Origin of the sequence: Pseudomonas sp. R11F (assembly GCF_050312575.1) — a bacterium.
Lineage (GTDB): Bacteria > Pseudomonadota > Gammaproteobacteria > Pseudomonadales > Pseudomonadaceae > Aquipseudomonas > Aquipseudomonas palleroniana.
On the sequence record NZ_JBNPJU010000067.1, the window covers coordinates 127922 to 153273 of the forward strand.

At 60.4% G+C, this 25352-nt stretch carries 16 protein-coding genes; 9 read left to right on the forward strand and 7 right to left on the reverse strand.

Features of this window, described 5'->3' with window-relative positions:
• Window positions 1-25 precede the first annotated feature (25 nt).
• The 3 genes from ACQRBV_RS21200 to ACQRBV_RS21210 all read right to left on the reverse strand — a co-directional run bounded on the left by ACQRBV_RS21200 (window position 26) and on the right by ACQRBV_RS21210 (window position 5632).
• Complete coding sequence (locus ACQRBV_RS21200) at window positions 26-1426, reverse strand: DUF1254 domain-containing protein (RefSeq protein WP_411984163.1); 1401 nt, start codon at window positions 1424-1426, stop codon at window positions 26-28.
• A 198-nt stretch (window positions 1427-1624) separates the two neighbouring features.
• On the reverse strand, window positions 1625-1987 hold the full coding sequence (locus tag ACQRBV_RS21205; protein WP_060752993.1) for a response regulator: 363 nt from the start codon (window positions 1985-1987) through the stop codon (window positions 1625-1627).
• Window positions 1988-2131: 144 nt separating this feature from the next.
• Window positions 2132-5632, reverse strand: coding sequence for a hypothetical protein (locus tag ACQRBV_RS21210; RefSeq protein WP_411984162.1), 3501 nt, complete (start codon window positions 5630-5632; stop codon window positions 2132-2134).
• Between the two features lie 278 nt (window positions 5633-5910).
• On the opposite strand from ACQRBV_RS21210, the gene ACQRBV_RS21215 reads away from it, so the two are divergent.
• The 6 genes from ACQRBV_RS21215 (at window position 5911) to ACQRBV_RS21240 (ending at window position 16685) form a co-directional block, all read left to right on the forward strand.
• Window positions 5911-9408, forward strand: coding sequence for a response regulator (locus tag ACQRBV_RS21215; RefSeq protein WP_411984161.1), 3498 nt, complete (start codon window positions 5911-5913; stop codon window positions 9406-9408).
• Entirely contained in the window at window positions 9409-10245 is an 837-nt protein-coding gene (locus ACQRBV_RS21220; RefSeq protein WP_090371002.1) for a CheR family methyltransferase, read from the forward strand.
• Window positions 10242-10841, forward strand: a complete 600-nt coding sequence (locus tag ACQRBV_RS21225) for a chemotaxis protein CheB (protein WP_060752997.1) — start codon at window positions 10242-10244, stop codon at window positions 10839-10841. Before ACQRBV_RS21220 ends, ACQRBV_RS21225 begins: the two co-directional genes overlap by 4 nt.
• Window positions 10835-12028, forward strand: coding sequence for a hybrid sensor histidine kinase/response regulator (locus tag ACQRBV_RS21230; RefSeq protein ID WP_205343880.1), 1194 nt, complete (start codon window positions 10835-10837; stop codon window positions 12026-12028). The genes ACQRBV_RS21225 and ACQRBV_RS21230 overlap by 7 nt, the downstream gene beginning before the upstream one ends.
• 78 nt (window positions 12029-12106) lie before the next feature.
• Entirely contained in the window at window positions 12107-12484 is a 378-nt protein-coding gene (locus ACQRBV_RS21235; RefSeq protein WP_060752999.1) for a response regulator, read from the forward strand.
• A 133-nt stretch (window positions 12485-12617) separates the two neighbouring features.
• On the forward strand, window positions 12618-16685 hold the full coding sequence (locus tag ACQRBV_RS21240; protein WP_411984160.1) for a hypothetical protein: 4068 nt from the start codon (window positions 12618-12620) through the stop codon (window positions 16683-16685).
• On the opposite strand, the gene ACQRBV_RS21245 is transcribed toward ACQRBV_RS21240, so the two are convergent.
• The 4 genes from ACQRBV_RS21245 to ACQRBV_RS21260 all read right to left on the reverse strand — a co-directional run bounded on the left by ACQRBV_RS21245 (window position 16677) and on the right by ACQRBV_RS21260 (window position 22043).
• Complete coding sequence (locus ACQRBV_RS21245) at window positions 16677-18380, reverse strand: ATP-binding protein (protein WP_411984159.1); 1704 nt, start codon at window positions 18378-18380, stop codon at window positions 16677-16679. The genes ACQRBV_RS21240 and ACQRBV_RS21245 overlap by 9 nt on opposite strands.
• Window positions 18377-19879, reverse strand: coding sequence for an ATPase domain-containing protein (locus tag ACQRBV_RS21250; protein ID WP_411984158.1), 1503 nt, complete (start codon window positions 19877-19879; stop codon window positions 18377-18379). Before ACQRBV_RS21250 ends, ACQRBV_RS21245 begins: the two co-directional genes overlap by 4 nt.
• Window positions 19880-20022: 143 nt before the next feature.
• A complete protein-coding gene (locus tag ACQRBV_RS21255; RefSeq protein WP_090371014.1) occupies window positions 20023-21081 on the reverse strand; it encodes a tetratricopeptide repeat protein in 1059 nt (352 codons plus the stop codon).
• A 68-nt stretch (window positions 21082-21149) separates the two neighbouring features.
• Window positions 21150-22043 (reverse strand): bestrophin family protein, encoded by an 894-nt coding sequence (locus ACQRBV_RS21260; RefSeq protein ID WP_104993834.1) that lies wholly within the window; start codon window positions 22041-22043, stop codon window positions 21150-21152.
• Between the two features lie 203 nt (window positions 22044-22246).
• Here ACQRBV_RS21260 and ACQRBV_RS21265 point away from each other — a divergent pair, with 203 nt between their 5' ends.
• Genes ACQRBV_RS21265 through ACQRBV_RS21275 form a run of 3 tightly spaced genes read left to right on the forward strand, consistent with a single transcriptional unit; the run spans window position 22247 to window position 25347 of the window.
• On the forward strand, window positions 22247-23014 hold the full coding sequence (locus ACQRBV_RS21265) for an SDR family NAD(P)-dependent oxidoreductase (RefSeq protein ID WP_090371019.1): 768 nt from the start codon (window positions 22247-22249) through the stop codon (window positions 23012-23014).
• Between the two features lie 11 nt (window positions 23015-23025).
• Complete coding sequence (locus ACQRBV_RS21270) at window positions 23026-24210, forward strand: acetyl-CoA C-acyltransferase (protein WP_161548031.1); 1185 nt, start codon at window positions 23026-23028, stop codon at window positions 24208-24210.
• 9 nt (window positions 24211-24219) lie between these two features.
• Entirely contained in the window at window positions 24220-25347 is a 1128-nt protein-coding gene (locus tag ACQRBV_RS21275) for an acyl-CoA dehydrogenase (protein ID WP_060753007.1), read from the forward strand.
• The last annotated feature ends 5 nt before the right edge of the window (window positions 25348-25352 follow it).

Sequence of the window (25352 nt, forward strand, 5' to 3'; positions counted from 1 at the left end):
AGCAGGCTCGCTCCTGTACAACCCGTTACTTGAGGGGCGTCAAGGGTGGGAGTTTCCATTGACCGTTACCCACCTCAGGTTTGGGCAGGTAAATGCGCAGCACCGCATAAAACGGACCGGGTGGCGCCGGCAGCCAATTGCTCTGCTCGGCCTTCGGCGGCTCGTGGTGTTGCAGCGCCAGGGTCAGGCCGCCATCGGCGTCGAGCTTGAGGTTGGGCAACATCTGCGAATTGATCAGGTAACGCTTCTTGTGGTTGGGCACCAGCAACTTGGTTTTGGCGTCGTACATCGTCAGCGACCAGAACGCATCGGCCGGCGGCAGTTGGTCTTTGGCAAAATGTACGGTGTAGCTGTGGCGCGCGCCGTTGGCGGGTTTGCCTTCGCTGTCGACGTAGTAGGTCAGGTAGGTGGCTTCATCGCTTGAGTTACCGAAAATCTCCAGGTTGGCCCCGGCATAACGGTACAGATAGTTGTTTTTCAGGCGATCACGGCTGCCGAACAGTTCGGTGCTGGAGACTTGCTGGGTGTCGAGCTTGTCTTTCTTGAACGCTGCGAACTCTGCCTTGGCATCGGCGATCCCTTCTTCCAGGGCCTTGCGCTGTTCAGCGCTGAGCTGGTTGACCTTGAACGGTGCGCCCGGCGCAATGCCGATCTTGGCAAAACGCGCCAACAGGTCTTTTTCGCTGTCCTGGGGCGCGGCGAAGCTGAGCATGAAGTTCAGGTAACGGAACAGCTGCGGGCTGTCGGTCATGGTTGCCATCGGCTTGGGCCATTCGATCTTGGCCACTTTGGCCGGAGCGGGCTGCTTCACGTAGCTGCTCAGCGGCTGCACTTTATAGCCGTTCTGGATCTGCTTGACCTTGGCCAGGTCTTTTTCATCGAACAACTGCGTGCGGTACAGGGCGTAGGCGATGTTGCTTTCGCTGTAGATCACGCGATCGATGTCGACCGGTTGCTGACCTTTCCAGTCAGGCCCGGCGATCATGAAATGCCCGCCATTGTTGCCGGTGCTGCGGGTACCCAGGTAGGCGATGTTCTGCGTGTAGAGGTCGATCAACTGTACCGAGTAGTAGCGGTTGTCTTCGATCTTGGGCAGGGTCAGCACCAGGGGTTCTTTGCGCAGGTCCATCCAGACGAAGGAGTAGGGCGTGTCAGAGTTCGGGGTCGTGAACGCAGTGTCCTTGGGCGTGAACAGCTGGGCGCTGTTACCGATGTGATTGAACGGGGCCTTGAAATTGGTGCCGCCTTTATCAACGGCCTGGGTGTAGAGCGTCTTGTACATCTCCACCACCGGGTAGCCGTACAAGTAGGCCTCCTTGGCGATGGCCCGGGCTTCGGTCGGGGTCGCCGTGAAGTCGGCCCAGGCACCGGTGCTCATGAATATCGAGAGGCTCGCCAACAGCAGGCGCGTCGGTTTTCCAATCATGTAGTTGCGTCCTTCCTGAGTGCTTTTTCAAGGGCGTGGGATTAAAACGCCGAGTTTCCAGTTTTATTCGCCGGACGTCACGTTAATCCCTGCAAACAAGTTGAACTGTCAGTGTGATAACGGCGTGGCGCAGATGTGCAGGTTAGCAGACGGCTCCAGGTTCAGAGGGGCCGTGCTGTTTGTCCTGGGGAAGGAGGGCTACGCGGCGGGCAACATCGATTTGACTTTGTCGCGCAGTTGATCGATCGAGAACGGTTTACCGATGACTTGCATCCCTTCGGGAACGTCGATGTTTTCGGCATAACCACTGGCAAACAGAATTGGCAGGGTGGGGCGGAGCTGACGCACTTGGGTCGCCAATTCCTTGCCGTCCATGTCGGGCAGGCCGACATCGGTCATCATCAGGTGGATGGCTTTGTCGGTGTTGACCACGGCCAGCGCTTCGCCGGCATCAGCGGCCTCCAGTACACAGAACTCCAACTCTTCAAGCACATCGACAATCAACATGCGCACGATGGCGTCGTCTTCGACTACAAGGATGGTGGAGGCAGGGGACGGCATAGTGAACATTCCTGAAAGTAAAGGTGCAGAGGCCAGGTAGGGCTGAGGCAACTCAACTAATGAGTAGTCACAATGCCAGCAAGTTCCGAAAAACTTAATGGCACTGTGACTTTAGGCAGGCAGGATGCCTCGGCGCTTGATGGTTTACAACGTAACGCTGGAAAGTTCTCTGACCGCATCCGGGTTGATGTCGGGTCGATTATTCACATGGCCGGGATCAAATGTACTAATGCTGTAGGCGCGTTTACCCGTCAGCGTGCGACGCGTGTTGTGTAATGCTGCGGATTGGCCGCTGTTGAGCAATTCCTCCATGCCTTTTTCCATCGACTGCAAGTTTGTGAATTTGACCAGGCCGGCGTTGGGGTCGAAAAAGAACCACTCAGGCTTACCGTTTTTGATCCGCACCCCAGCCAGCATCGCGTGATCCACAGTACCGATCCTGATAGTCATCGACTTTCCAGACGTGAGCATTTTCTCGATGATCTCGTCGTACCCGACTTCTACCTGCCCGCCGAAATGGAAGGCACTGGGTTTTTTCACCGCATCTTGCAGGTCGCGCAAATGCGTGGCGAATCGTGTGTGGGCGGCCGTTGAAGGGTTGTCGCTCACCTTGAGCAGGTTCTTCACAAACTGCTCTTCGCTGCCCAGATGCAGCGCCAGCGCCATGGCATAGGATATGCCGGCGCACTCGCCGACGGAGGGCAAGTCAACGTGTGCGTTATAACGGGCCTGTGAAAAGGGCAGCACCGATACCCCTGGCCCCGTCGCATCATGGCGCAGTAACGTGCTGGTGTACTCACCGTCCCGGATATAGGCAAGTTTCAGCTCCCGGCTGAGGATGCCCAGCTCACGTGGCAGTCGCCCCTGCGCTTCCGCCAGTTTCCTGAGTTGTGAACTGCCCATTCCATCGCGATAACCCGGCAGTTCGTGCAAGCGTCCGGTCAAATAACCCTGATTGAAGGCCGGTCTGTTTTCCGCTGTCCGTGCGTTAAGGATGTTGTTGTGCAGTCTTAAATACGCAGGTTCGTTGGCCACCCCATTCAAGGCATGCAGCTCAGGTGCTCCGCGTGGGGAAAAACCGTCGATGGGCAGGCCATAGGGTTTATTGGCGACGGGATCATAGGGGTACCAGTGATCATTTTTCAGGACGGCGACGCCTTCGGTCTCGATCCCACCCACCTTGTATGTGCCGATCAAGGTCGGCCCATGCTCCTTGCTGGCAGCCTTCAATAAGTCATAGCCACCGCTCGCGCCCCTCAGGTGATTAAGCCATTCGACGCTCTTGGAGAACCCGCTGCCGATCAAGCGGGTGGTACCCACCGCCGCATCGCCCAGGCCACTCAAAGGATTGAGTGAACTGAAGGTGGCCATCCCGATGACCTTGACCGTACGCGCCACCTTGGTGGCGGTTGCGGCGGCAGTGCCGGCGATCTTGATAACCTTGCCGGCGGTGCCCACGCCGGCGGTCAAGACGCCGAACAGGTCCATGCCAAGGTCTAACAACCCTTCGCCGATATGCCCTTTGCGAAAGTGATTGAACGCCGCGCGAAAGGGGATCAGGTCCAGTATGGCCTCGCTGATCGCTTCGCCGCGCCTGCGATTGTTATCGGCGGTGGTGAGGCCGCGGGCCTGTTGTTTGATCGCCTCGTTATCCAGGTCGACATGCTGCACGAAGGCGTCAGCGATCAGGCCCGTGCGCTCGGAATTGAAGCTGTCGGGTGGCGATTGATTCGGGCGCTGTTGCGCCTCTCGACGGGCGGCGTCGTCACCCTTGGCGATAAAGGCTTGTGTTTCGTGCACGACACTGGCGTCCCGACGGCTCTGGGCGCTTGCCCGCGACGGCCGGATCGGTGTTATCGCACCTTTGTTAAAGCTGATCGCGTAGGCCCTGGTCACCCCGTCGCGCTCGACTTCGACGAGCAGTTCCTCATTTCTGGGGTGTGGCGTGGTCCCGGTAAACCCCGTGCCCAAGCTGTGTGAATGCTCCTGGAAGAAGCTGATCTTGCCGTATTCGAGATCTTCGCGTATCGCCAGGGGCGCCTGGCTGATCAAGTGCCTGACGTAAGTATTGATGGCGGCCTTTTTTTGCTGGACGGCGCCGGCGAACTGCGCCTCGAAGGCGTCGGCCACGCCAAACCGAGGGTTGGCATTCAAGGCCGCCAGCGGCATGCGCGTGTCGTCAGAGGTGAAGACGCAGTCAGCGTCCGGCAAGTCCATCATGGCGATGTCCAGCATCGAGTGGGGCCCGACCTCGATCGTCCGATAGCCGACGCCGCCATCGGCTGTGGTTTCCTGGCGGCTGATGTGGAGCCGTTTTTCCTCGAACAGGGCCTGTTGCTCGGGGAAGCGTTTTTTCAGCTCGGCCAGCGCCATCTCTCGACGCGACGGAATCTGCGCATCCAAGGCTTGCGTGGCGGCGCTGGTCAGCGCTCTGCGTGCATTGAATTCACCGAGCAGGGCGGTGAGCTCATCAGCGCTATAGTGTTGATCATCTTTCCTGGCCAGCACCCCGTTGGCCACGCCCCAATCCACCAGGATTTCCCGTTGCACGCGCAGGGTCACGGCCGGGTCGGCCGCACTCGCGTTCCGCGCCGCGAACATGACTTCGGTATACGTCATGTTCGCGACCCTGCCGGGCGTCTGCGCCTCGAGGGTGGCCGCCGCGATCATCAGGTCGACACAGGCAGGGCTGCCATAGGTGACGCTGGCCGGGATGCCCTTGATCAGCAGGGCCGGTGCGCGATTGGCCAACAACAGATGCGCGGCGACGCCGGCCATGGCCGCGCTGGTCTTTGCCTGCGTGACCAGATGCTGTTCAAGACCATCGACCAGCGTGGACAGCGGCTTGCCCCAGTGCTTGTCATGGGCCAGATCGAAGCCTGCGACAACGTTGCGATGCGGTGTGGTGATGGATTCCGGGTCCAGTTGCAAGATCACGGCAGCGAGCAGGTAGTCCATCGTGCTGCTGTCGGTGGCAACGCCCTGCAGGGTTTCGCGCAGTGTTTCGCCGAGTAATTGCCCTTCGGGTGAACTGATCAAGGCCTCCAGCGCTTTGGCCGGATCATTCAGCAGCCCTGCGGGGAGCGGCGTGCGAAGTCGCAAGAACTCCAGCAACAGGCCCTGGGTCTGCATCACTTGCGGTTGTTGGCCATGGGGGTCGACATGGCTCATGGCGATGCGCCGGACGCGTTGCTGTTGATCGGCGCTCAGCGGCACAGGCCACGACAGCGCGCCGCCCAGGTTGCCCAACGGATGCACTTGGCCACGGCCGATAACGGCGTCCGAGAGGCCGTCGAGCGCGAAATGGCGGTCAGGTAAAGGCAAGCCGAGACTGTGGATGAAAGCCTCAAGGGTGATGTGCCGGCCGGCATCCTGAGGAGGATGTGAGTCAGGATCAAGCAGCATCGATGTGCTTTTCAGCGCTGCCAATATCACCGGTGCGGTGGCGTCCGCGCCCAGTTGCCTGGCCAGTTGACTGAGCGCTTCGCCCAAGGTGATGAGGTTTCGTTTATCGGCCAGGGCGGTTTTAAGGTTGGGCTTGGGGTTGGCGACCGCGTTGCCGGGTGTAGGCGCAGGCGTAGGGGCGGGTACTAGTGTGGGAAGCGTCGGGATTGCGCGTGGCAGGTGGTGAACAGAGCTTGTCATCTGGGAGCACCTTTATGGGAATGAAGTGGCGCCTTTGCGGTGGAGCCTCCCTGTTCACAGGCGCATCTCTAGGTGGAGTGCCTGAGCACCGACGTTCCCGTGCCCGGCGCAGGGAAGTGTGAAAAGAAGTAAGGCGATCGACTCCCGCTCTTGGTTGGCAGGTCGGACGTTTTAACCCGCTCTGTCATCCTTTTCGTCGTTATGCGGTAGAAAAATGGCGTTCCCGGGCAACTTTGGGGCAAACTCCGTTTTTTTCCGCATTTGGCAAAGGCATGCCCATGACTCCTGCATCGTCCGTCGATGAAAAGAGCTTTCGTCACCTATTGAGCCGAAACGTCGCGCTGCCCTTGGGCGTGGGCGTGCTCAGCGCCGTGTTCTTCGTGTGTCTGATCACCTATTTGTTGTCCGTCATTCAATGGGTGGAGCACACCGACCGGGTCATCAACAACCTCAACGAGACGTCCAAGCTGACCGTTGACCTGGAAACCGGCATGCGCGGCTTTCTGATCACCGGCGACGAGCACTTCCTCGACCCCTATGAGGTGGCCAAGCCCCGGATCATTGCCGACCTGCGCAACCTCCAGGAACTGGTGTCGGACAACCCGCAACAGGTGGACCGCCTCAAGCGCCTGGAAGCCCTGCAGATTGAGTGGAACCAATACGCCCAGTCGATGATTGAAATGCAGCGCGCCAGCGGTGATTACCGAAGCGCAGTGAAGGCGGGCCGGGGTAAACGCCTGACCGATGAAATCCGTCAGGAATACGACAACGCGGTGGCGATGGAGCAGCAGTTCCGTATCGCGCGCAATGAAGAGGTCACCCGTACGACCGTGACCAGTGTCACGCTGTACCTGATCTTCGTACTCGGCCTGAGCGGTTTTCTGGCGTATATCGGTCGCAAGAATCTTGTTGCGTTATCAAATAGTTACAACGCAAACCTCGCGTCGCAACAGAAGATTGCGCGGCGCCTGGAACAGCAAGCCTGGCTGCGCAACGGCCAGACCGAACTGGCAGAACAGGTACTCGGCCAACTGACCCTGAATATGCTGGGGCGCAATATCCTGCAGTTCTTTGCCCAGTACATGGGCTCGGTGGTTGCCGCGCTGTACGTGCGCGAAGAACACGGTGGCCTCAAGCGTGTGGCCACCTATGGCTTTTCGCGTGAACAGGAACAGCAGGAACAATCGATCTACAGCGACGAAGGCATCGTGGGGCAGGCGGCCCAGCAGGATCGCCTGATTCGCCTGGATGATGTGCCGGTGGACTACTTCAAGGTCAGCTCGGGTCTGGGCGATGGCCCCACCCGAAGCGTGCTGGTAGCGCCGACCAGCAATGACGAACGCGTCAACGGGGTGATCGAGCTGGGTTTCCTGCGCCCATTGCAAGAGCGCGACATCGAGTTGCTGGAGCTGATCGCCGACAATATCGGCACCTCCATCGAAGCTGCCCGCTACCGCCAGCGCTTGCAGGAGGTGTTGGCCGAAACCCAGCAGCTCAATGAAGAACTGCAAGTGCAACAGGAAGAACTCAAGACCGCCAACGAAGAGCTGGAAGAGCAGTCGCGGATTCTCAAGGAATCCCAGGCCCACCTGGAAACCCAGCAGGCCGAGCTGGAGCAGACCAACGAGCAGTTGGCCGCACAGACCCAGACCCTGGCCGACCAGCGCGACGCCATGGACCGCAAGAACATCGAGCTCAACCAGGCGCAGGCGGCACTGGAGGACCGCGCCGACGAGTTGCAGCGCTCCAGCCGATACAAGTCCGAATTCCTCGCCAACATGTCTCACGAACTGCGCACTCCGCTGAACAGTTCGCTGATCCTGGCCAAGCTGCTGGCCGAGAACCCCCAGGAAAACCTCAGCGCCGAACAGGTCAAGTTTGCCGAGTCGATCTATTCGGCCGGCAATGACCTGCTCAACCTGATCAACGACATCCTGGACATTTCCAAGGTGGAAGCCGGCAAGTTGGAAGTGCGTCCCGAGAGTTCCAGCGTCCCGCGCCTGGTCGATGGCCTGCGTGCCATGTTCGAACCCTTGGCGGCGGATCGAAAGCTGGGCTTTCAGGCGCAGATACTCGAAGGTGCGCCGGCGCTGCTGTTCACCGACCGCCAGCGTTTGGAGCAAATCCTCAAGAACCTGCTGTCCAACGCGATCAAGTTCACCGAGCAGGGCGAGGTGAGTCTGTCGGTTTCCCAGGCGCCGGGGGAGAGCATTGCCTTTACCGTGCGCGATTCCGGCATCGGTATCGCCCCGGACCAGCAGGAAAGCATTTTCGAAGCCTTCCGCCAGGCCGACGGCACCACCAACCGTCGTTACGGCGGTACGGGCCTGGGCCTTTCGATTTCCCGCGACCTGGCTACCTTGCTGGGCGGCTATATCACCGTGACCAGTGAGCCCGGCAAGGGCAGTGTGTTCACCCTGGTGTTGCCGCAGCAATACGTGGAACGTACGCAAGACAGCCCGCCGATCGAGGCGCCGCGCCAGGTCGTGGCAGCACCTGCGCCGGCCCCGGTCAGGATTTCCCCGCTGCCGGTGGCCGATACCGAGCAGATTCCGCGCTTCGCCGATGACCGCGACAAAGCCCCGTTTGCCACGCGTTGTATTCTGGTGGTGGAAGATGAGCCGAACTTCGCTCGTATCCTGTTCGACCTGGCCCACGAGCTGGGCTACCACTGCCTGGTGGCACACGGCGCGGACGAAGGCTACAGCCTGGCCGAGGAATATATTCCGGATGCGATCCTGCTGGACATGCGCCTGCCGGACCATTCCGGGCTGACGGTACTGCAGCGCCTCAAGGAACACGCCAACACCCGCCACATCCCGGTGCATGTGATTTCCGTGGAAGACCGCGTCGAGGCCGCCATGCATATGGGCGCCATCGGTTATGCCGTCAAGCCCACGACTCGCGAGGAGCTCAAGGACGTGTTTGCGCGCCTGGAAGCCAAGCTGACCCAGAAGGTCAAGCGTGTATTGCTGGTGGAAGACGATGATCTGCAGCGCGACAGCATTGCCCGCCTGATCGGCGACGATGACATCGAGATCACCGACGTCGGCTACGCCCAGGCGGCGCTGGACCTGCTGCGTACCAATATCTACGACTGCATGATCATCGATCTGAAGCTGCCGGACATGCATGGCAACGAGTTGCTCAAGCGCATGGCCACCGAGGACATCTGCTCGTTCCCGCCGGTGATCGTCTACACCGGGCGCAACCTGACCCGCGATGAAGAAGCTGAACTGCGCAAATACTCGCGCTCGATCATCATCAAGGGCGCACGCTCGCCGGAACGCCTGCTGGATGAAGTCACACTCTTTCTGCACAAAGTCGAATCGCAGTTGTCCCATGACCGCCAGAAGATGCTCAAGACGGCGCGTAGCCGCGACAAGGTGTTCGAGGGGCGCAAAATCCTGCTGGTGGACGATGATGTGCGCAACATCTTCGCCCTGACCAGTGCCCTGGAGCACAAGGGCGCGGTGGTGGTGATCGGGCGTAACGGCCATGAAGCCATCGACAAGCTCAATGAAGTCGAGGATATCGACCTGGTGCTGATGGACGTGATGATGCCGGAAATGGACGGCTATGAGGCCACTGCGCTGATCCGTCAGGACCCGCGCTGGAAGAAACTGCCGATCATTGCCGTCACGGCCAAGGCGATGAAGGATGACCAGGAACGCTGCCTCGCAGCCGGTTCCAACGATTACCTGGCCAAGCCGATTGACCTGGATCGCCTGTTTTCCTTGATTCGGGTGTGGCTACCCAAGATGGAACGCATTTAAGTGGAGCAATGTTTTTTGGACAAAAGCAGCGATAGCGATATTGAGCTGCGCCTGCTGATCGAGGCGATTTACCTCAAGTACAGCTACGACTTTCGCGATTACTCGGGGGCATCGATCAAACGGCGCGTAGCCCACGCTTTGCACCAGCTCGACTGCGCGACCATTTCGGCATTGCAGGAGCGGGTGCTGCACGACCCTGCGGCGTTCATGCAATTGCTGCAGTTCCTGACGATTCCGGTGAGCGAGATGTTTCGCGACCCGTCGCACTTCCTGGCCATCCGCCAGGAAGTGGTGCCGCTGCTCAAGACCTACCCTTCGATCAAGATCTGGATCGCTGGGTGCAGCACGGGCGAAGAGGTGTACTCCATGGCGATCCTGCTGCGTGAGGAGGGGCTGCTGGAGCGCACGATCATTTATGCCACCGATATCAACCCCGCCTCGCTGGATAAAGCCAAGCAGGGCATTTTCTCCCTGGAGAACGTGCGCGCCTATACGGCGAACTACCAGCAGGCCGGTGGGCAGCGGTCATTTGCCGACTACTACACTGCGGCCTACGATTACGCGATCTTCGACAAAACCCTGCGCGAGAATGTGACCTTTGCCGATCACAGTTTGGCGACCGATAGTGTATTCTCAGAAACACAATTAATTTCATGTCGCAACGTACTGATTTATTTCAATAAAAAATTGCAGGATCGGGCGTTTGGGTTGTTCCATGAGTCGCTGTGTCATCGCGGCTTCCTGGTGCTGGGCAGCAAGGAAACCCTGGATTTTTCCGCCTACAGCAAACAATTCGAGCCGTTGGTCAAGCAAGAGCGGATCTACCGAAAATCATGAACGACGCTGCCGCCAACCCGGTTCACGGGATTGAAGCCATCGTCGTCGGCGCCTCCGCCGGCGGTGTGGAGGCGTTGCTGCATATTTTTGAGCCGTTGCCCCAGGATTTCGGCCTGCCGATCATTGCGGTACTGCACCTGCCGGATGAGCGGCGCAGCCAGTTGGCCGAAGTGTTCGCACGGCGCCTGCGCATCCCGGTGCGCGAAGGGCGGGACAAAGAAACGCTGCAGGCGGGCACTTTGTATTTCGCAGGTCCCGGCTATCACCTGTCGGTGGAGCAGGACCGCAGCCTGTCGCTGAGCCAGGAAGACCGTGTGTTCTACTCCCGACCTTCGATCGACTTTCTGTTTTCTTCGGCCGCCGATGCCTATGGCAAAGGGCTGCTGGCGATTTTGTTGACCGGCGCCAACCAGGACGGCGCAAGCGGGCTGGCCTACGTCAAGCAATCGGGCGGCACCACCGTGGTCCAGGACCCCAGGGACGCACGGATTGCCGTGATGCCCCTGGCGGCCCTGGCACTGCATACACCTGACCATATTCTGACCTTGAGCCAAATAAGCTCATTGCTGGCTACCCTGGAAAATTCCTCATGTTAAGTACTATCCAGGCCAAACTGCTGATCGTTGACGATCTGCCGGAGAACCTGCTGGCCCTTGAAGCATTGATCAAGCGCGAGGACCGTCAGGTCTTCAAGGCCTTGAGCGCCGACGAAGCCTTGTCCCTGTTGCTGGAACACGAGTTCGCCATGGCGATTCTCGACGTACAGATGCCTGGGATGAACGGTTTCGAGCTGGCTGAATTGATGCGCGGCACCGAAAAGACCAAGAACATCCCGATTGTGTTCGTCAGTGCCGCCGGCCGTGAGCTCAACTACGCCTTCACGGGTTATGAAAGCGGTGCCGTGGACTTCCTGCACAAGCCGCTGGATATCCACGCGGTGAAGAGCAAGGTCAATGTATTTGTCGACCTGTACCGCCAGAGCAAGGCGATGAAGCTGCAAGTCGAAGAGCTGGAGCGCAGCCGACGCGAACAGGAGCTGCTGCTGGCGCGCCTGCAAGCGACCCAGGCGGAGTTGGAGCAGGCGGTGCGCATGCGCGATGACTTCATGTCGATCGTCGCCCATGAAGTTCGTACGCCCCTCAATGGGCTGATCCTGGAAACCCAGCTGCGCAAGATGCACCTGGCTCGCGACAATGCCGAGGCGTTCACCCTGGACAAGATGCACGCCATGGTCGACCGCGACGAGCGGCAGATCCGCAGCCTGATCCGCCTGATCGAAGACATGCTCGACGTGTCGCGTATCCGCACCGGCAAGCTCTCGATCCGCCCGGCGCGTTTCGACCTGGCCCGACTGGTCGGCAACCTGGTGGAAAACTTCGCGCCGCAGGTGGCGGCCGCCGGTTCGACGCTGCAATGGGCGAGTGAAGGGCCTGTCGAGGGCCACTGGGATGAGTTCCGCATCGAGCAGGTGATCACCAATCTACTGACCAACGCCTTGCGCTACGGGGCCAAGAGCCCGGTGGAGGTGCGCGTGTACACCGAGCATGGCGAGGCGCGGGTAGAGGTACGCGACCATGGCATTGGTATCAGCGAAGAAAACCAGAAACGTATTTTCCAGCAGTTCGAACGCGTCTCGGCCAGCCAGGTAGCCGCCGGCCTTGGCCTGGGGCTGTTTATTTCCGAGCAGATCGTTACGGCCCACGGCGGTACCATCGAAGTGGAAAGCCGGATAGGCGAGGGCGCCTTGTTTCGCGTCTGCCTGCCCCTGGCGGTGTCGGCATGAAATCAATCGTCGCTTCGACGCAACCTCTGCGTGACCCCATGGTCGTAACAGCAGCAATTGACCGGACAAAGGCTTCCCATGAGTGAAGATGCGCAAGATGTCGTTCTGATCGTCGAGGACGACGAATCCATTATGTTCGTGCTGGGTGAATACCTGGCGGGCCTGGGCTATCGGGTCTTGAAGGCGAGCGATGGCGAGCAGGCTTTCGAGATCCTCGCGACCAAGCCGCACCTGGATCTGATGGTGACTGATTACCGCCTGCCGGGCGGGATTTCCGGGGTACAGATCGCCGAGCCCGCCATCAAGCTGCGGCCTGAACTGAAAGTGATCTTCATCAGTGGTTACCCGCAGGAAATCCTCGACTGCAACAGCCCGATCACGCGGAATGCACCGATCCTGGCCAAGCCGTTTGACCTCGATACCCTGCAGGAGCACATCCAGCACTTGCTGGCCTGATAAAAGGGCACGTCCCGTTACATCCTTCTGATCCCCAAACAGGAACCGTCTGACAGCCAGTGCCCAATAAGCGATGCCCTTGATGAGCGTTCCTTCGTCACGGGCGATGCTTATTTCTGTCAGAGGGTTCCCCATGTTTGCGTCTCCTGTTTCGTCGAATCAGCGCTTTGCCATTCCGACACCTGTGACTTCCGTAGCGGCCTCGGGCGAACCGATATCGTTGCCTGAAACGGCGCCCGCAGCGGCCGGTGAACCGCGTCTGTTGCAGCTGTACATCAGCGGCATCCGGCAGGCCGTTGAAAAAAAGTCCAGCGCCGGAATGCTTCACGATATTCCCCAGGAGACGGCGTTCGGCGGGTGGTGGCAGGCGTTGTACAACGCCTCCCACAGCCCGATGTTCCTCGCCTGGGCCAAGGCGCTCAACATTGATACCACTCAGCCGATCACCGTTGATGGCGAGACCCTGACCGTGGTCATCAACGGCGAAAGTACACGGCTTCAACTCAAGGATCAGGCACCGCAGTGGCAGGCTGCGCTGGCGCCGGTGATGGCGGCGATGAAAGCCTTCTACCCCTCGGCCGTGGACCTTCCGACCAGCCCCACATCGGCGCCGCTGATTATCGTTGCGCGCTTTCATGGCGAGGTGCTGCTGCCTCACTACAGCGTCCAGACCCTCGAACGGGCGACGCAGCTCGAGCACAACCAGGCGTTCGATACCCTCAAGCCCGGCGAGACATATGTGAGGCTTGAATATCAATCCCCGCAGTTGCTGCAACAGCAGAAGAACGACCTGGGCGACAGCATTAATCAGTTCAATTTGCTCAAACACTTGCAGCGCTACCGGGGCGAGAACGTCAACTATCTGTTGAACGGCTTTATGCCGATTCATCCCGATTCAACGTATGGGCAGTCTTCCGACCAGCCGGAAGCGACCCTGGCGGACGTGCTGGCTGCCGGCGGCTGGCAGGTTCCGCAAAATCCGCAGCAGATGTACAACCTGATCCGCGCCCTGGCCGCCCCGGCATTGCCCGCTCCCCCCTACGGTAACTATGGCGGGGCGTTGGCATGGCCACAGCCGCTGTCCATTGAAGACCAGGCTGAGCTCTTCCGGATCATTGCCGAGAACAAGCCGCCGTTGCCGGGGCTGGACCCGGATTCAGCATTGGGCACCACCGATGTGCTGGGCGCCCTGGTAAAAAACGTGCCGCGCAGTGTGCTCAATACCGGCGACCCCCATGCCGTGATGCAGTGGATCCTGCACTCGAGTGTCGGCAGGCAGTTAGGCGCGCAGCTTAAAGCACGCCTGGGCGAAGTGGCCGCGAACATGAGCCCCGAAGAAGTCTTGCTGACGGCCCTGGGCGTAACGCTCGACGCTGCCAGCCTGTCAGACCCCAAGGAGCCCGCAGAGCAATATGTGGCGGGATTCGACTTGGCGGCCCCGCAGTTCTACCGCCAGCCGGTTTCAGTGATCAAGCAACATCTGATCGAACATCTGGTGAATACCAATAAAACCACGCCCGAGGCGGCACCGATTGCCGCGATGCTGCTGCTCAGCCGCAAGGCCCCGGAACTGCAGGTCAAGGGTGTTCCACCGGAGGTAACCTTCAACTCGTTCGCCTCGCTCAGCCTCAAGTCTGCCGTGGCGCGTATTGAAGCCACCAGCCCGGGTGCCAGCGCGCAGATGACCTTCACCGAGGTGGTCGAGTTTGACGCGATCGACCCGGTTCGCGAAGAGGATCAACTGATTCAGGACCAGACCCAGTTGCCGGCGATTATCCAGTGGGGCAGGGGGCATGGCCTGCTCGGCCCCCAAGGGCCCTACACCGAGCAGCAGATCAGCGCGACCCGCCAGGCTCTCAGCGACCAGCAGAACGAGCTGGTCGAGGCGATCGAGGTCCTGGCCACACCGGCCCCGACCCAGCGTTCAGTCGCACTGGCCCGCCTCAAGCAGGAATTTGGCGAGGGCATCGACTACGAAGAGAAGACGATCCGCAGCAGCAGTGTGGCCTCGGGGGCGCATACGCTGTCTCCGGTACCGAGCGTGGAGCCCAACGGTACTTACTCGTTATTGGACCTTTACTTGGAGGGGAAAACGAGGCGTTACGGCTGGACCTCATCCAATCCGAGGATCGACGCGGATGTGTTCAAGCGCCTGCGCGAGCTGCCCGACCCGGGCCAGGAACACAAAGCCGCGTTCGATGAATATCGGGCCAGGCTGAGTAAAGCCTGGAGTACCGTGACCCGCACGATGATTGCCAATCTTGCTCCGCAAGATCGGAAGAATATCGAAAGCGGGACGTTGACGATTTATCGACCCGGTATCTCGAGGCGCATCGTGCAGCGAGAGAGAACAAAGGAATGGAGGCACTACCAGCCCGAGCCACTCGAAGAGCGGGGCAAGCTGATTATAAAAACCGAGCATGAGGGCAAGGCGACTTATTACGAGTTCGACCCGCGCCATAATCGGGTGCAACGCCACGACGACTGGCAAGAAACCTTCAAGGAAGGGCTGCAAGAGCCCTACACAGTGGTTGGCGAGGTATTTGACGAGAAGACGGAGGACGCGCGCGAGATCACTCGGGTTGTGCCCGAGTCTGACGAGGAGGCGCGCCAGCAACAAGCCCGGCCTGACAGCAAAACGTCTGCCAACGCTTTTTCCAGCAGTCGCAGCCAGTACCTCGGCAAGAAGTTGGCGGACGAGATCATTGAGGGCTATCACCTTGATGACGTCCGGGAGAGCACCCTGGCGGTGACGACTTTCGATGAGGAAAACGCTCAGGCACACGCCGACTTCGAGCGCATTATCGGTTTTGTGCCCGGCGTTTCGATGATCAGGAACTTGATTAAGGGTGATTACATCGCTGTGGCAGGGGATATCATCTTCGATGTCGTGGTGACGGTCACCACGGCGGGCATTGGCAGAGCGGGGGGCGGAGCCCTTAAAAGCGTCGCCCAAAGTAAAGATTCCATCACGCCCCTGCGTAAAATCTTCGGGCAATCATTGCTGATGGGGTTCGCCGATGGTGCGAAAACGGGCGCCAAGGCGGGCTCAAAATTGCTCACTGACGCCGTTCGACGCGTACGCACAGGTTTTTCCGGCAAAACCACGCAGTCAGGCGTACGCCTGACCCCGCAGCAGGCCAATGTGGTGTCCCAGCGCAGCGATCTGTTCGAGGGCACGGCTAAAGCCACCGGCGCTGGAGGGTATTACCCGACCATTGCCAAGTTCGATTCCGGCTCCGGCAGGTGGTTTGCCTACAACCCAGCCACCAACAAGTCCTTCGGCAGGCCCTTGGCGGATTTCAAGCCCACGACAACCACCCACCTGGACACCCAATGGCAGAACGTCACCCGCAAGGCGGAAAACGGCGCCCACGCCGCCGCGTTTCGCGAAGGCTACTTGAATGGCAACCCGGCCGATGTGCCCGGTTATTCAGCGGGCATGAAGTCGGCCCAAATCAAGAAGCTGGCTGTGAGCCAAAAACACACGCCCAAAAACCTCGGCATATTGGCGCGGCAGCAGGAACGGGTAGCGGTTCAGAGCGGTTTGAAAGGCGTAGATGTGTTCAATAATACCGTGCGCAGCGCGGGTGGCCGGGTCACGCCGATGTCGCAATTGTTCTATCTGAGCCAGGTACAGCCGTTATCCCAAGGCCAGTGTGCGGCGATGTCCCATGTGATGATCGAGGCGATGAAACGGGGCCGGGGGCAGCAGTTCATCGACAACCTCTTTAAAGCGGCGGCCAACCCGAACAGCGCCGCTTCCAAACGCTTTATCCAGACGCTGACGGGCGTGCAAAGCAGGTTCGCCCAACCGACTGCATTCCATGGCATATCCAATGTGCCCTCCAAACCGTTCAACGTGATCGCTGATGAGCTGGTCACGGCTCCCCAGACCCAATACATCCTGGTCAGCGATAAAGGGCACGCCATGGTCGCTGGGGTCAGGGTTGAAGGGGCTCAGCGTACTTATTTCTTCTTCGAGCCCAATTACGGCCTGGCTGAATTTCCGACACTGGACAGTATGCGCAAAGCCATGAAAGGTGTATTCACCAACAAGGACCTTCCCCGCCCCTACGCCAACACAGACCCTACGTCCAAAGTGCTGAACCTCAATGTCAGTGAATACCGCAGCGACGCGCTGAGCAAAGTCGGGGTTGACTCCGACACCGTAGCCAGTCTGTTTATGACCTCACTCTAGATCGGGCGCGGCCTGCTCCTGGGAACGTATGTTGATCATCTCGCGGACCTTCGCCGTCAGCATATCGAAGGTGAACGGCTTGGTGATCAACTGCATCCCGGGGTCAAGAAACCCACCGCGCACCGCCGCATGCTCGGCATACCCGGTAATGAACAGCACCTTGAGCTCGGGCCTTATCTGCCGCCCGATCTCGGCCAACTGCCGGCCGTTCATGCCTGGCAAGCCGACATCGCTGATCATCAAGTCGATGCGTTGCTCCGACTCAATGATCGGCAACGCCGAAGGGGCGTCCTCAGCTTCGACATAGGCGTAGCCCAGTTCCTTGAGCACCGTACTGACCAACACGCGGACCGCCGGGTCATCTTCGACAATCAACACGGTCTCTTCGGCACCGGCGAACGGCAGCAGCGCGGGGTCGGTGGCCTCGGCCTGCGTGGTTTCACCGTGGAAGCGTGGCAGGAACAAGCTGACGGTCGTGCCTTTATCGACCTCACTGTGAATCGTCACATGGCCGTGGGATTGACGGGCAAACCCGTAAATCATCGACAACCCAAGGCCGGTGCCCTGGCCGATGGGCTTGGTCGTGAAAAACGGGTCAAACACCCGGCTCATCAGACCTTCCGGGATACCACACCCCGTGTCGCTGACGCTCAACTCCACATAGTCGCCTGGCTCCAACGTGCCATAGGCGGCGGTAAACACGCTGTCCAGATGCCGATTACTGGTTTCCACCACCAGCCTGCCGCCCCCCGGCATGGCATCCCGCGCATTGATCACAAGGTTGAGCAAGGCACTTTCCAATTGGTTGGGGTCAGCTTCCGCAGTCCATAAGCCGGCGGCCAGGCGCATATCCAGCACGATGCTTTCGTTGATGCTGCGCTTGAGTAACTCCCCCATGGAACTCACCAACTGGTTGATCTGCACCGGTTTGGCGTCCAGGGATTGTCGACGGGAAAACGCCAGCAAGCGGTGAGTAAGGCTGGCTGCGCGGTTGGCCGAGGTGACGCCCAGGTCGATCAGGCTGTCGAGGTCATCCAGCTTGCCGCGCGCAACCCGTCTGCGCAGCATCTCCAGGCTGCCGATGATGCCGGTGAGCATGTTGTTGAAGTCATGGGCGATACCGCCCGTCAATTGGCCCACCGCTTCCATTTTCTGCGATTGCCGCAAGGCATCTTCGTTATGGCGTAATTGCGCGGTGCGTTCTTCGACCTGCTGTTCGAGAGATTCCAGGGTCGTTTGCAGTCGCTGCTGGCTGGTACTCAGTTCTATGAGCCGGTCACGCGCCTCATATTGCCGTCGCCGGCCGCGCAGGGCGGCGCTGACCAGACTGATCAAGGTCACCGGATGAAAGGGGCGCTCCAGGAAGGTAACGTTGCCCAGCAACTCACCCAGGTGCGCTGAGCCGTTGCGTTGATGACCGCCATGGTGGGTCATCAGCACAATCGGCAAATCAGACCACGCCGGTTGCCGGGCGAGGTAGTCCAGCAAGGGTGCCAGTTCGACTCCGCGCAGCGCTTCGGCGGCGATGATCAACAGCCCGGCGCCTTGTTCCAGCGCCTCGCACAGGGCACCCAGACTGTGGGCAACAATCCCGTCGTAGTGCGCCTCGTTGAGCATCTGCAACGCCAATGTACTGTCGCGGCCCAGCGGCGCCAGAATGATCGCGCGCTCGGAGACCGGTGAAAGGCCTGTCACTGCTCCTCATCCTCCAGCAGCGGAGCGGCGCTGCCCACATACGTGGGAATACCGCGCAGCACGCCTTGGAAGTTGTTCAGCGGGGCACCAATGGTCATGCCCTGTTTGCTGATGCGGTACTCACGAATGGTCGTCTCATGGGTGCCGGTCCTTTTCTTGATGACCGAGATAGCCCGACGCACCTCGCCCAGCGCTTCGAAGTAACGCAGCAAAATAACGGTGTCGGCCAGGTAGGTAATATCCACCGGCGCCTGCATGTCCCCAACCAGGCCATGTTGGGCGATGGTGATGAAGGTCGCCGCGCCTCGGCGATTGAGGTACAGCAACAATTCATGCATGTGCAGGATCAGCGAGTTCTCTTCCGGCATAGCCGCCTGATAGCCGTTCAGGCTGTCGATCACTACCGTCTTGATGCCATGCTCGTCCACGCAACGCCGTACGCGATGAGAGAACTCCCCGGGTGCCAATTCAGCGGCGTCCACCTGTTCGATCAGCAGGTTGCCGGTCGCTTGCAGTGCTTCAAGGTCAATGTTCAGTTTGCGCATGCGCTCGAACAGCAGCCCCAGTTCCTCATCGAAAATAAACAGCGCCGCCTTCTCGCCGCGGGCCACCGCCGCCGTGGCAAAGACAAATGCGATAAGCGATTTACCGGTACCGGCAGGGCCGAGAATCAGGCTGCTGGAGCCGGTTTCAATACCGCCGCCGAGCAACGCATCGAGTTCCTGGATGCCGCTGGTCAAGGTCTCGCGCACGTAGCCGGCGCGGTGCTCGGCAGCCACCAACCGGGGAAATACATGCACACCGCCTTCCATGATGGTGAAATCATGAAAACCGCCGCGATACTTCTGGCCACGGTACTTCATCACGCGCACGCGCCGACGTTCGGCGCCATAGCTGGGAGTCAGCTCTTCCAGGCGGATCACCCCGTGGGCCACGCTGTGCACGGTTTTGTCCAGCGCCTCGGTGGTCAGGTCGTCGAGCAGCAGGACCGTGGTGTCATAGCGTACGAAGTAATGCTTGATCGCCAGGATCTGCCGGCGATAACGCAGCGAGCTTTGCGCCAGCAGGCGGATCTCCGACAGGCTGTCGATCACCACCCGGCTCGGTTTGACACGCTCGACCACCTCGAAGATCTGCCGGGTGGCCTCACCCAGTTCCAGGTCGGAGGAATACAGCAGGCTCTGTTGGTGCTCGGCATTGAGCAGGCTTTCGGGTGGGGTCAGCTCGAAAATATGAATGTTGTCATCCAGGTGCCATCCATGGGATTCGGCGCCCTGGCGCAACTCGCGCTCGGTTTCGGAAAGGGTGATGTACAGCGAACGCTCGCCGTTTTTCGCACCGGCTTGCAGAAATTGCAGGGCAACGGTGGTCTTTCCGGTACCGGGTTCGCCTTCCAGCAGGAACAGGTGGCTACGCGAGAGCCCGCCGACAAGAATGTCATCAAGACCTTCGATGCCGGTGGCCGCCTTTTCACCGAACTGCGTATTGGATGTAGACAAGAAGTGCCCTCAGGTCACGTACAAGTAGGTGCGCGCTGCTTTGAGCGCGCCATATTTACTTGACCGTAGCGGCCCCGTGGCGGTTCAACGTTTTGCGTTATTTGTGCAGCCAGTCGCTGTTTTTACAATTTTGTATTGTCAGGTCAGAGACCTTGCTGTAGCGCAGGATCGTCCGGGTTTTGCTGTTCAAGCTGGGCCAATAGCACCTGGACGTTTTGCAATTGACCACTTTCCTTCCAGTAGTTGACCAGCAACACCCGCGCCTTGCGGTTGGCGGGGTGGCGTTGAATGATCTCCTCCAGCTGGCGTTGGGCCGCCTCCAATTCCTCCTGGGCGTGCAGGGTGGTGGCCAGGTCGTAGCGGTAATCCTGATTGTCCGGCTCCAGCTCCACCGCCTTGGACAAGCCGAGCAGAGCATATTGGCGTTCACCGTGGTGCAACAGCCACAGGCCCAGGGCGTGTTGCAAGTAGGCCGACTCCGGGTGTTCGGCCAGTTGTCGCGCCAGCAATTGGCGGGACTCATCGGTTTTGCCCTGCTTGTCCAGCAGCTCGATTTGCGCCACCACGGTTTGCAGGTTATCCGGCTGCAGGCGCATCGCCTGTTCCAGGGCATGTTGCGCGTCCGGCAGCAGGGCGCTGTGAATGTACAGGCGCGCCAGCTGAATCCAGCCTTCGGCCGTCTCGGGCTGGGCCTTGAGATATTTCACAAATTCGTCGAGCACTTGCTGCAGCGGGCCGAAATAAAGGCCCAGGGTGTCGGGCGAAAGGCCGAGCAAGGCGTTGGCGGCGGCGAAGCGCACACTCTGTTCGGGATCTTCAAGTACCGGGCCCAGCAGCAAAGTGCGCTGGCCGGTCGGCACCAGGCCGACGATGCTGTGAATCGCCGCCTCGCGTACCAGCGGCGACTCATTGGCCAAGTCCTTGTCGGCGAGCTTCAGCGCTTGCGGGCTGGGGTAGTTGGGCAGTTCCGCATGCAGGGCGGCACGACGTTCCGGCGACAGGTCCGGCCGCCCCAGCTGTTGATACAACACGCGCGCAGCGCCTGGCTCACCGTTATGCGCCTGCTTCAGCGCTTTGCCGTAGCCATGGGCAATCGCCGGCGGCACGGCGACCTGAGCGGTGCGGGAGAAATACCAGGTGATCGACACAATCAACAACAGGGCGCACAGGCCGATGATGGAGTAACGGCGTGACTTTGACATGCAGGCGTCCGGGCAGCTATCGCAAAGCCATCAGCTTCGGCCAGAGCACGGCAGGTGTCAAACCCGTATCAGTTCAGCACATAGTCGATCGGTTGCAGGGCCGGCGGTAAATCGGTTTCGCCCAGCGCGGCGAGGACTTCACGCTCCAGGGTGCGCAGCAGCGCATTGCACGGCAGGTCGTTTTCGTCGAAGCCAAAGGGGTCCTCAAGGTCATCACCGATTTCGTCGAGGCCGAAGAACGTATAGCTGACGATGGCCGTGAACACGGGAGTGAGCCATCCCAGCGGCTCGGCCATGGCGAACGGCAGCAGAATGCAGAACAGGTAGATGGTGCGGTGCAACAGCAACGTGTAGGGGAAGGGCAGCGGTGTGTGCTTGATCCGCTCGCAGGCCGCCTGCACCTGGCTCAAGCCGACCAGACGGGTTTCCAATTGGGTGTAGCGCCAGTCGCTGATCACACCGCGCTGGGCCAGCTCGGAAAAGCGCGCACCCAGGGTTTGCAGCAGGCTGTCGGGCGGGTTGGGATGGTTGCCGTCCACGGCCATCCATGGCGCTATCGCCCGCGCTTCATCTTCATGGCGCAAACGCGCAATCAGCCCATGGGCAAAGCCACAGACACCCCGCAACAGGTTGCTGCGCTCGCGGCTGTCACCCAGCACCTGGGTTTCACGAATCAGCGAGCGCACCTCAATGATCATCTGCCCCAGCTGTTTGCGGCCTTCCCACCAACGGTCATAGCAGGCGTTGTTGCGAAAACTCATGAAGATCGACAGCGATAGCCCGAGCAACGTGAACGGCGTCGCATTGACCCTGGAGAAGTACGCGGGGTGCAGGGTTTCCACCAGCACGATCACCGAAGCCAGCAGGGTGACCAACAGGCTGCGCAAGGCAATGCGCTTGGCAATCGAGCCTTTGAGGGAAAACAGGATGCCCAGCAGATTGGGTTTGGAACGCACGATCATCGCGGCAAGACTTCTTCGGTGGCGCAGGCCCCCAGAGTAGAAGTCGCGCACGCCGACGTCCAATCAGTTGGGCCGACCGGTCGATCAGCGCGATCAATCATGGCCAAACCAGTCAGCCAGGTTGATGGCTTTGACCATTGCTGCCGAGCGGCTCTGGAGTGACTATTTCCAGGGTCGCTTGATCCACTTTGAAGGAAACAATAATGCAGATTGAAAACAAGATATTCCTGGTCAGTGGCGGTGCTTCGGGGCTCGGTGCGGCGACCGCTGACATGCTGGTCGCGGCCGGCGCCAAGGTGATGCTGGTCGACCTGAACGCCGAGGCCGTTGCGGCCAAGGCCGGTCAATTGGGTGATAACGCGCGTTGCGCGGTGGCCGACATCAGCCAGGAGGCCGCTGCCCAGGCCGCCGTGGAAGCTACGGTCGCAGCGTTTGGCGGGTTGCATGGGCTGGTGAACTGCGCCGGTGTAGTGCGTGGCGAGAAAATCCTCGGCAAGAACGGCCCCCACGGTTTGGCCAGCTTCGCTCAGGTGATCAACGTCAACCTGATCGGCAGCTTCAACCTGTTGCGCCTGGCCGCTGCGGCCATTGCTGAAACCGAGGCGAATGCCGACGGTGAGCGCGGCGTGATCATCAACACGGCCTCGGTGGCCGCCTTTGACGGACAGATCGGCCAGGCGGCGTATTCCGCCTCCAAGGGTGCCATCGCCAGCCTGACCCTGCCCGCCGCCCGCGAGCTGGCGCGCTTCGGCATCCGGGTCATGACCATTGCCCCGGGCATTTTCGAAACCCCGATGATGGCCGGCATGACCCCGGAAGTTCGCGACTCCCTGGCCGCCGGCGTGCCATTCCCGCCGCGCCTGGGCAAACCGGCCGAATACGCGGCGCTGGTACGTCACATCATTGAAAACAGCATGCTCAATGGCGAGGTGATCCGTCTCGACGGCGCCTTGCGCATGGCGGCCAAGTAAGGAGTATTCCCATGACTGATCCGATTGTCATCGTCAGCGCCGTACGCACGCCCATGGGCGGTTTCCAGGGCGACCTCAAGGGCCTGACCGCGCCCCAACTGGGCAGCGCCGCCATTCGTGCCGCCGTCGAACGTGCCGGTATTGCCGGCGATGCAGTGGATGAAGTGCTGTTCGGCTGTGTGCTGCCGGCCGGCCTCGGCCAGGCACCTGCACGCCAGGCCGCGCTGGGCGCGGGGTTGGACAAGGCCACTCGCTGCACGACCCTCAACAAAATGTGCGGTTCGGGGATGGAGGCCGCCATTCTCGCCCACGATGCGCTGGTGGCCGGCAGCGTCGATGTGGTGATCGCCGGGGGCATGGAAAGCATGTCCAACGCGCCGTATCTGCTGGACCGTGCGCGCAGTGGCTACCGCATGGGGCATGGCAAGGTACTCGACCACATGTTCCTCGACGGCCTCGAAGACGCGTATGACAAAGGCCGCCTGATGGGCACCTTTGCCGAGGATTGCGCCGAGCACAACGGCTTTACCCGTGAAGCCCAGGACGCCTTCGCCATCGCCTCGCTGACGCGTGCCCAGGAAGCGATCACCCGGGGCAGCTTCAGCGCCGAGATCGTCCCGGTGCAGGTCACCGTGGGTAAAGAACAGAAAACCGTCCTGCACGATGAACAACCGCCCAAAGCCAAGCTGGACAAGATCCCCAGCTTGAAACCGGCGTTTCGCGACGGCGGCACGGTGACGGCGGCCAACTCCAGCTCGATTTCCGACGGCGCGGCAGCCTTGCTGATGATGCGCCAATCCGAAGCGCGCAAGCGTGGTCTCAAGCCACTGGCGGTGATTCACGGGCATGCTGCGTTCGCCGATGAGCCGGGTCTGTTCCCGGTCGCGCCGGTGGGGGCAATCCGCAAGCTGATGAGCAAGACCGGTTGGAGCCTGAATGATGTCGACCTGTTCGAGATCAACGAAGCTTTTGCGGTGGTCAGCCTGGTCACCATGGCCAAACTGGAAATCCCCCACAGCAAGGTCAACATCCACGGCGGCGCCTGCGCCCTGGGCCATCCGATCGGTGCCTCCGGTGCGCGGATCCTGGTGACCCTGCTCTCGGCCTTGCGCCAGAACGGGCTCAAGCGCGGTGTTGCCGCCATCTGCATCGGCGGTGGTGAAGCCACGGCCATGGCCGTCGAATGCCTGGATTAAGGACGTTATATGCTGCCCAATGAAGAACACGTGCAAATCAGTGATGCGGCCCGGCAATTTGCCCAGGAACGCTTGAAGCCGTTTGCCGCCGAGTGGGACCGCGACCACCGCTTTCCCAAGGAGGCCATCGGCGAAATGGCCGAGCTGGGCTTTTTCGGCATGCTGGTGCCGGAGCAGTGGGGCGGTTGCGACACCGGCTACCTGGCCTATGCCATGGCCCTGGAAGAAATCGCCGCCGGTGACGGTGCCTGCTCGACCATCATGAGCGTGCACAACTCGGTGGGTTGCGTGCCGATCCTCAAGTTCGGCAACGACCAGCAGAAAGAGCAGTTCCTCAAGCCCCTGGCCAGCGGTGCCATGCTGGGTGCCTTCGCATTGACCGAGCCCCAGGCCGGCTCCGACGCCAGCAGCCTGAAAACCCGTGCCCGCCTTGAAGGCGATCACTATGTGCTGAACGGTTGCAAGCAGTTCATCACCTCCGGGCAGAACGCCGGCATCGTGATCGTGTTTGCGGTTACCGACCCGGCCGCCGGCAAGCGCGGGATCAGCGCGTTCATCGTGCCGACCGACTCACCGGGCTACACGGTGGCGCGGGTCGAAGACAAACTCGGCCAGCATGCCTCCGACACCTGCCAGATCCTGTTCGAAGACGTGAAGGTGCCGGTGGGCAATCGCCTGGGTGAGGAGGGCGAGGGCTACAAGATCGCCCTGGCCAACCTCGAAGGTGGCCGCGTGGGTATCGCCTCGCAATCGGTGGGCATGGCCCGCGCCGCGTTTGAGGCGGCCCGCGACTATGCGCGTGAACGTGAAAGCTTTGGCAAAGCGCTGATCGAGCATCAGGCCGTGGCGTTCCGCCTGGCCGATATGGCCACGCAAATCGCCGTGGCCCGGCAGATGGTGCATTACGCCGCCGCCCTGCGCGACAGCGGCAAGCCGGCGCTGGTGGAGGCGTCCATGGCCAAGCTGTTCGCCTCGGAAATGGCTGAAAAAGTCTGCTCGGCCGCCTTGCAAACCTTGGGCGGTTACGGTTACCTGAACGACTTCCCCCTGGAGCGGATCTACCGCGATGTGCGGGTCTGCCAGATTTACGAAGGCACCAGCGATATTCAACGCATGGTCATCTCACGCAATCTTTAAGGAGC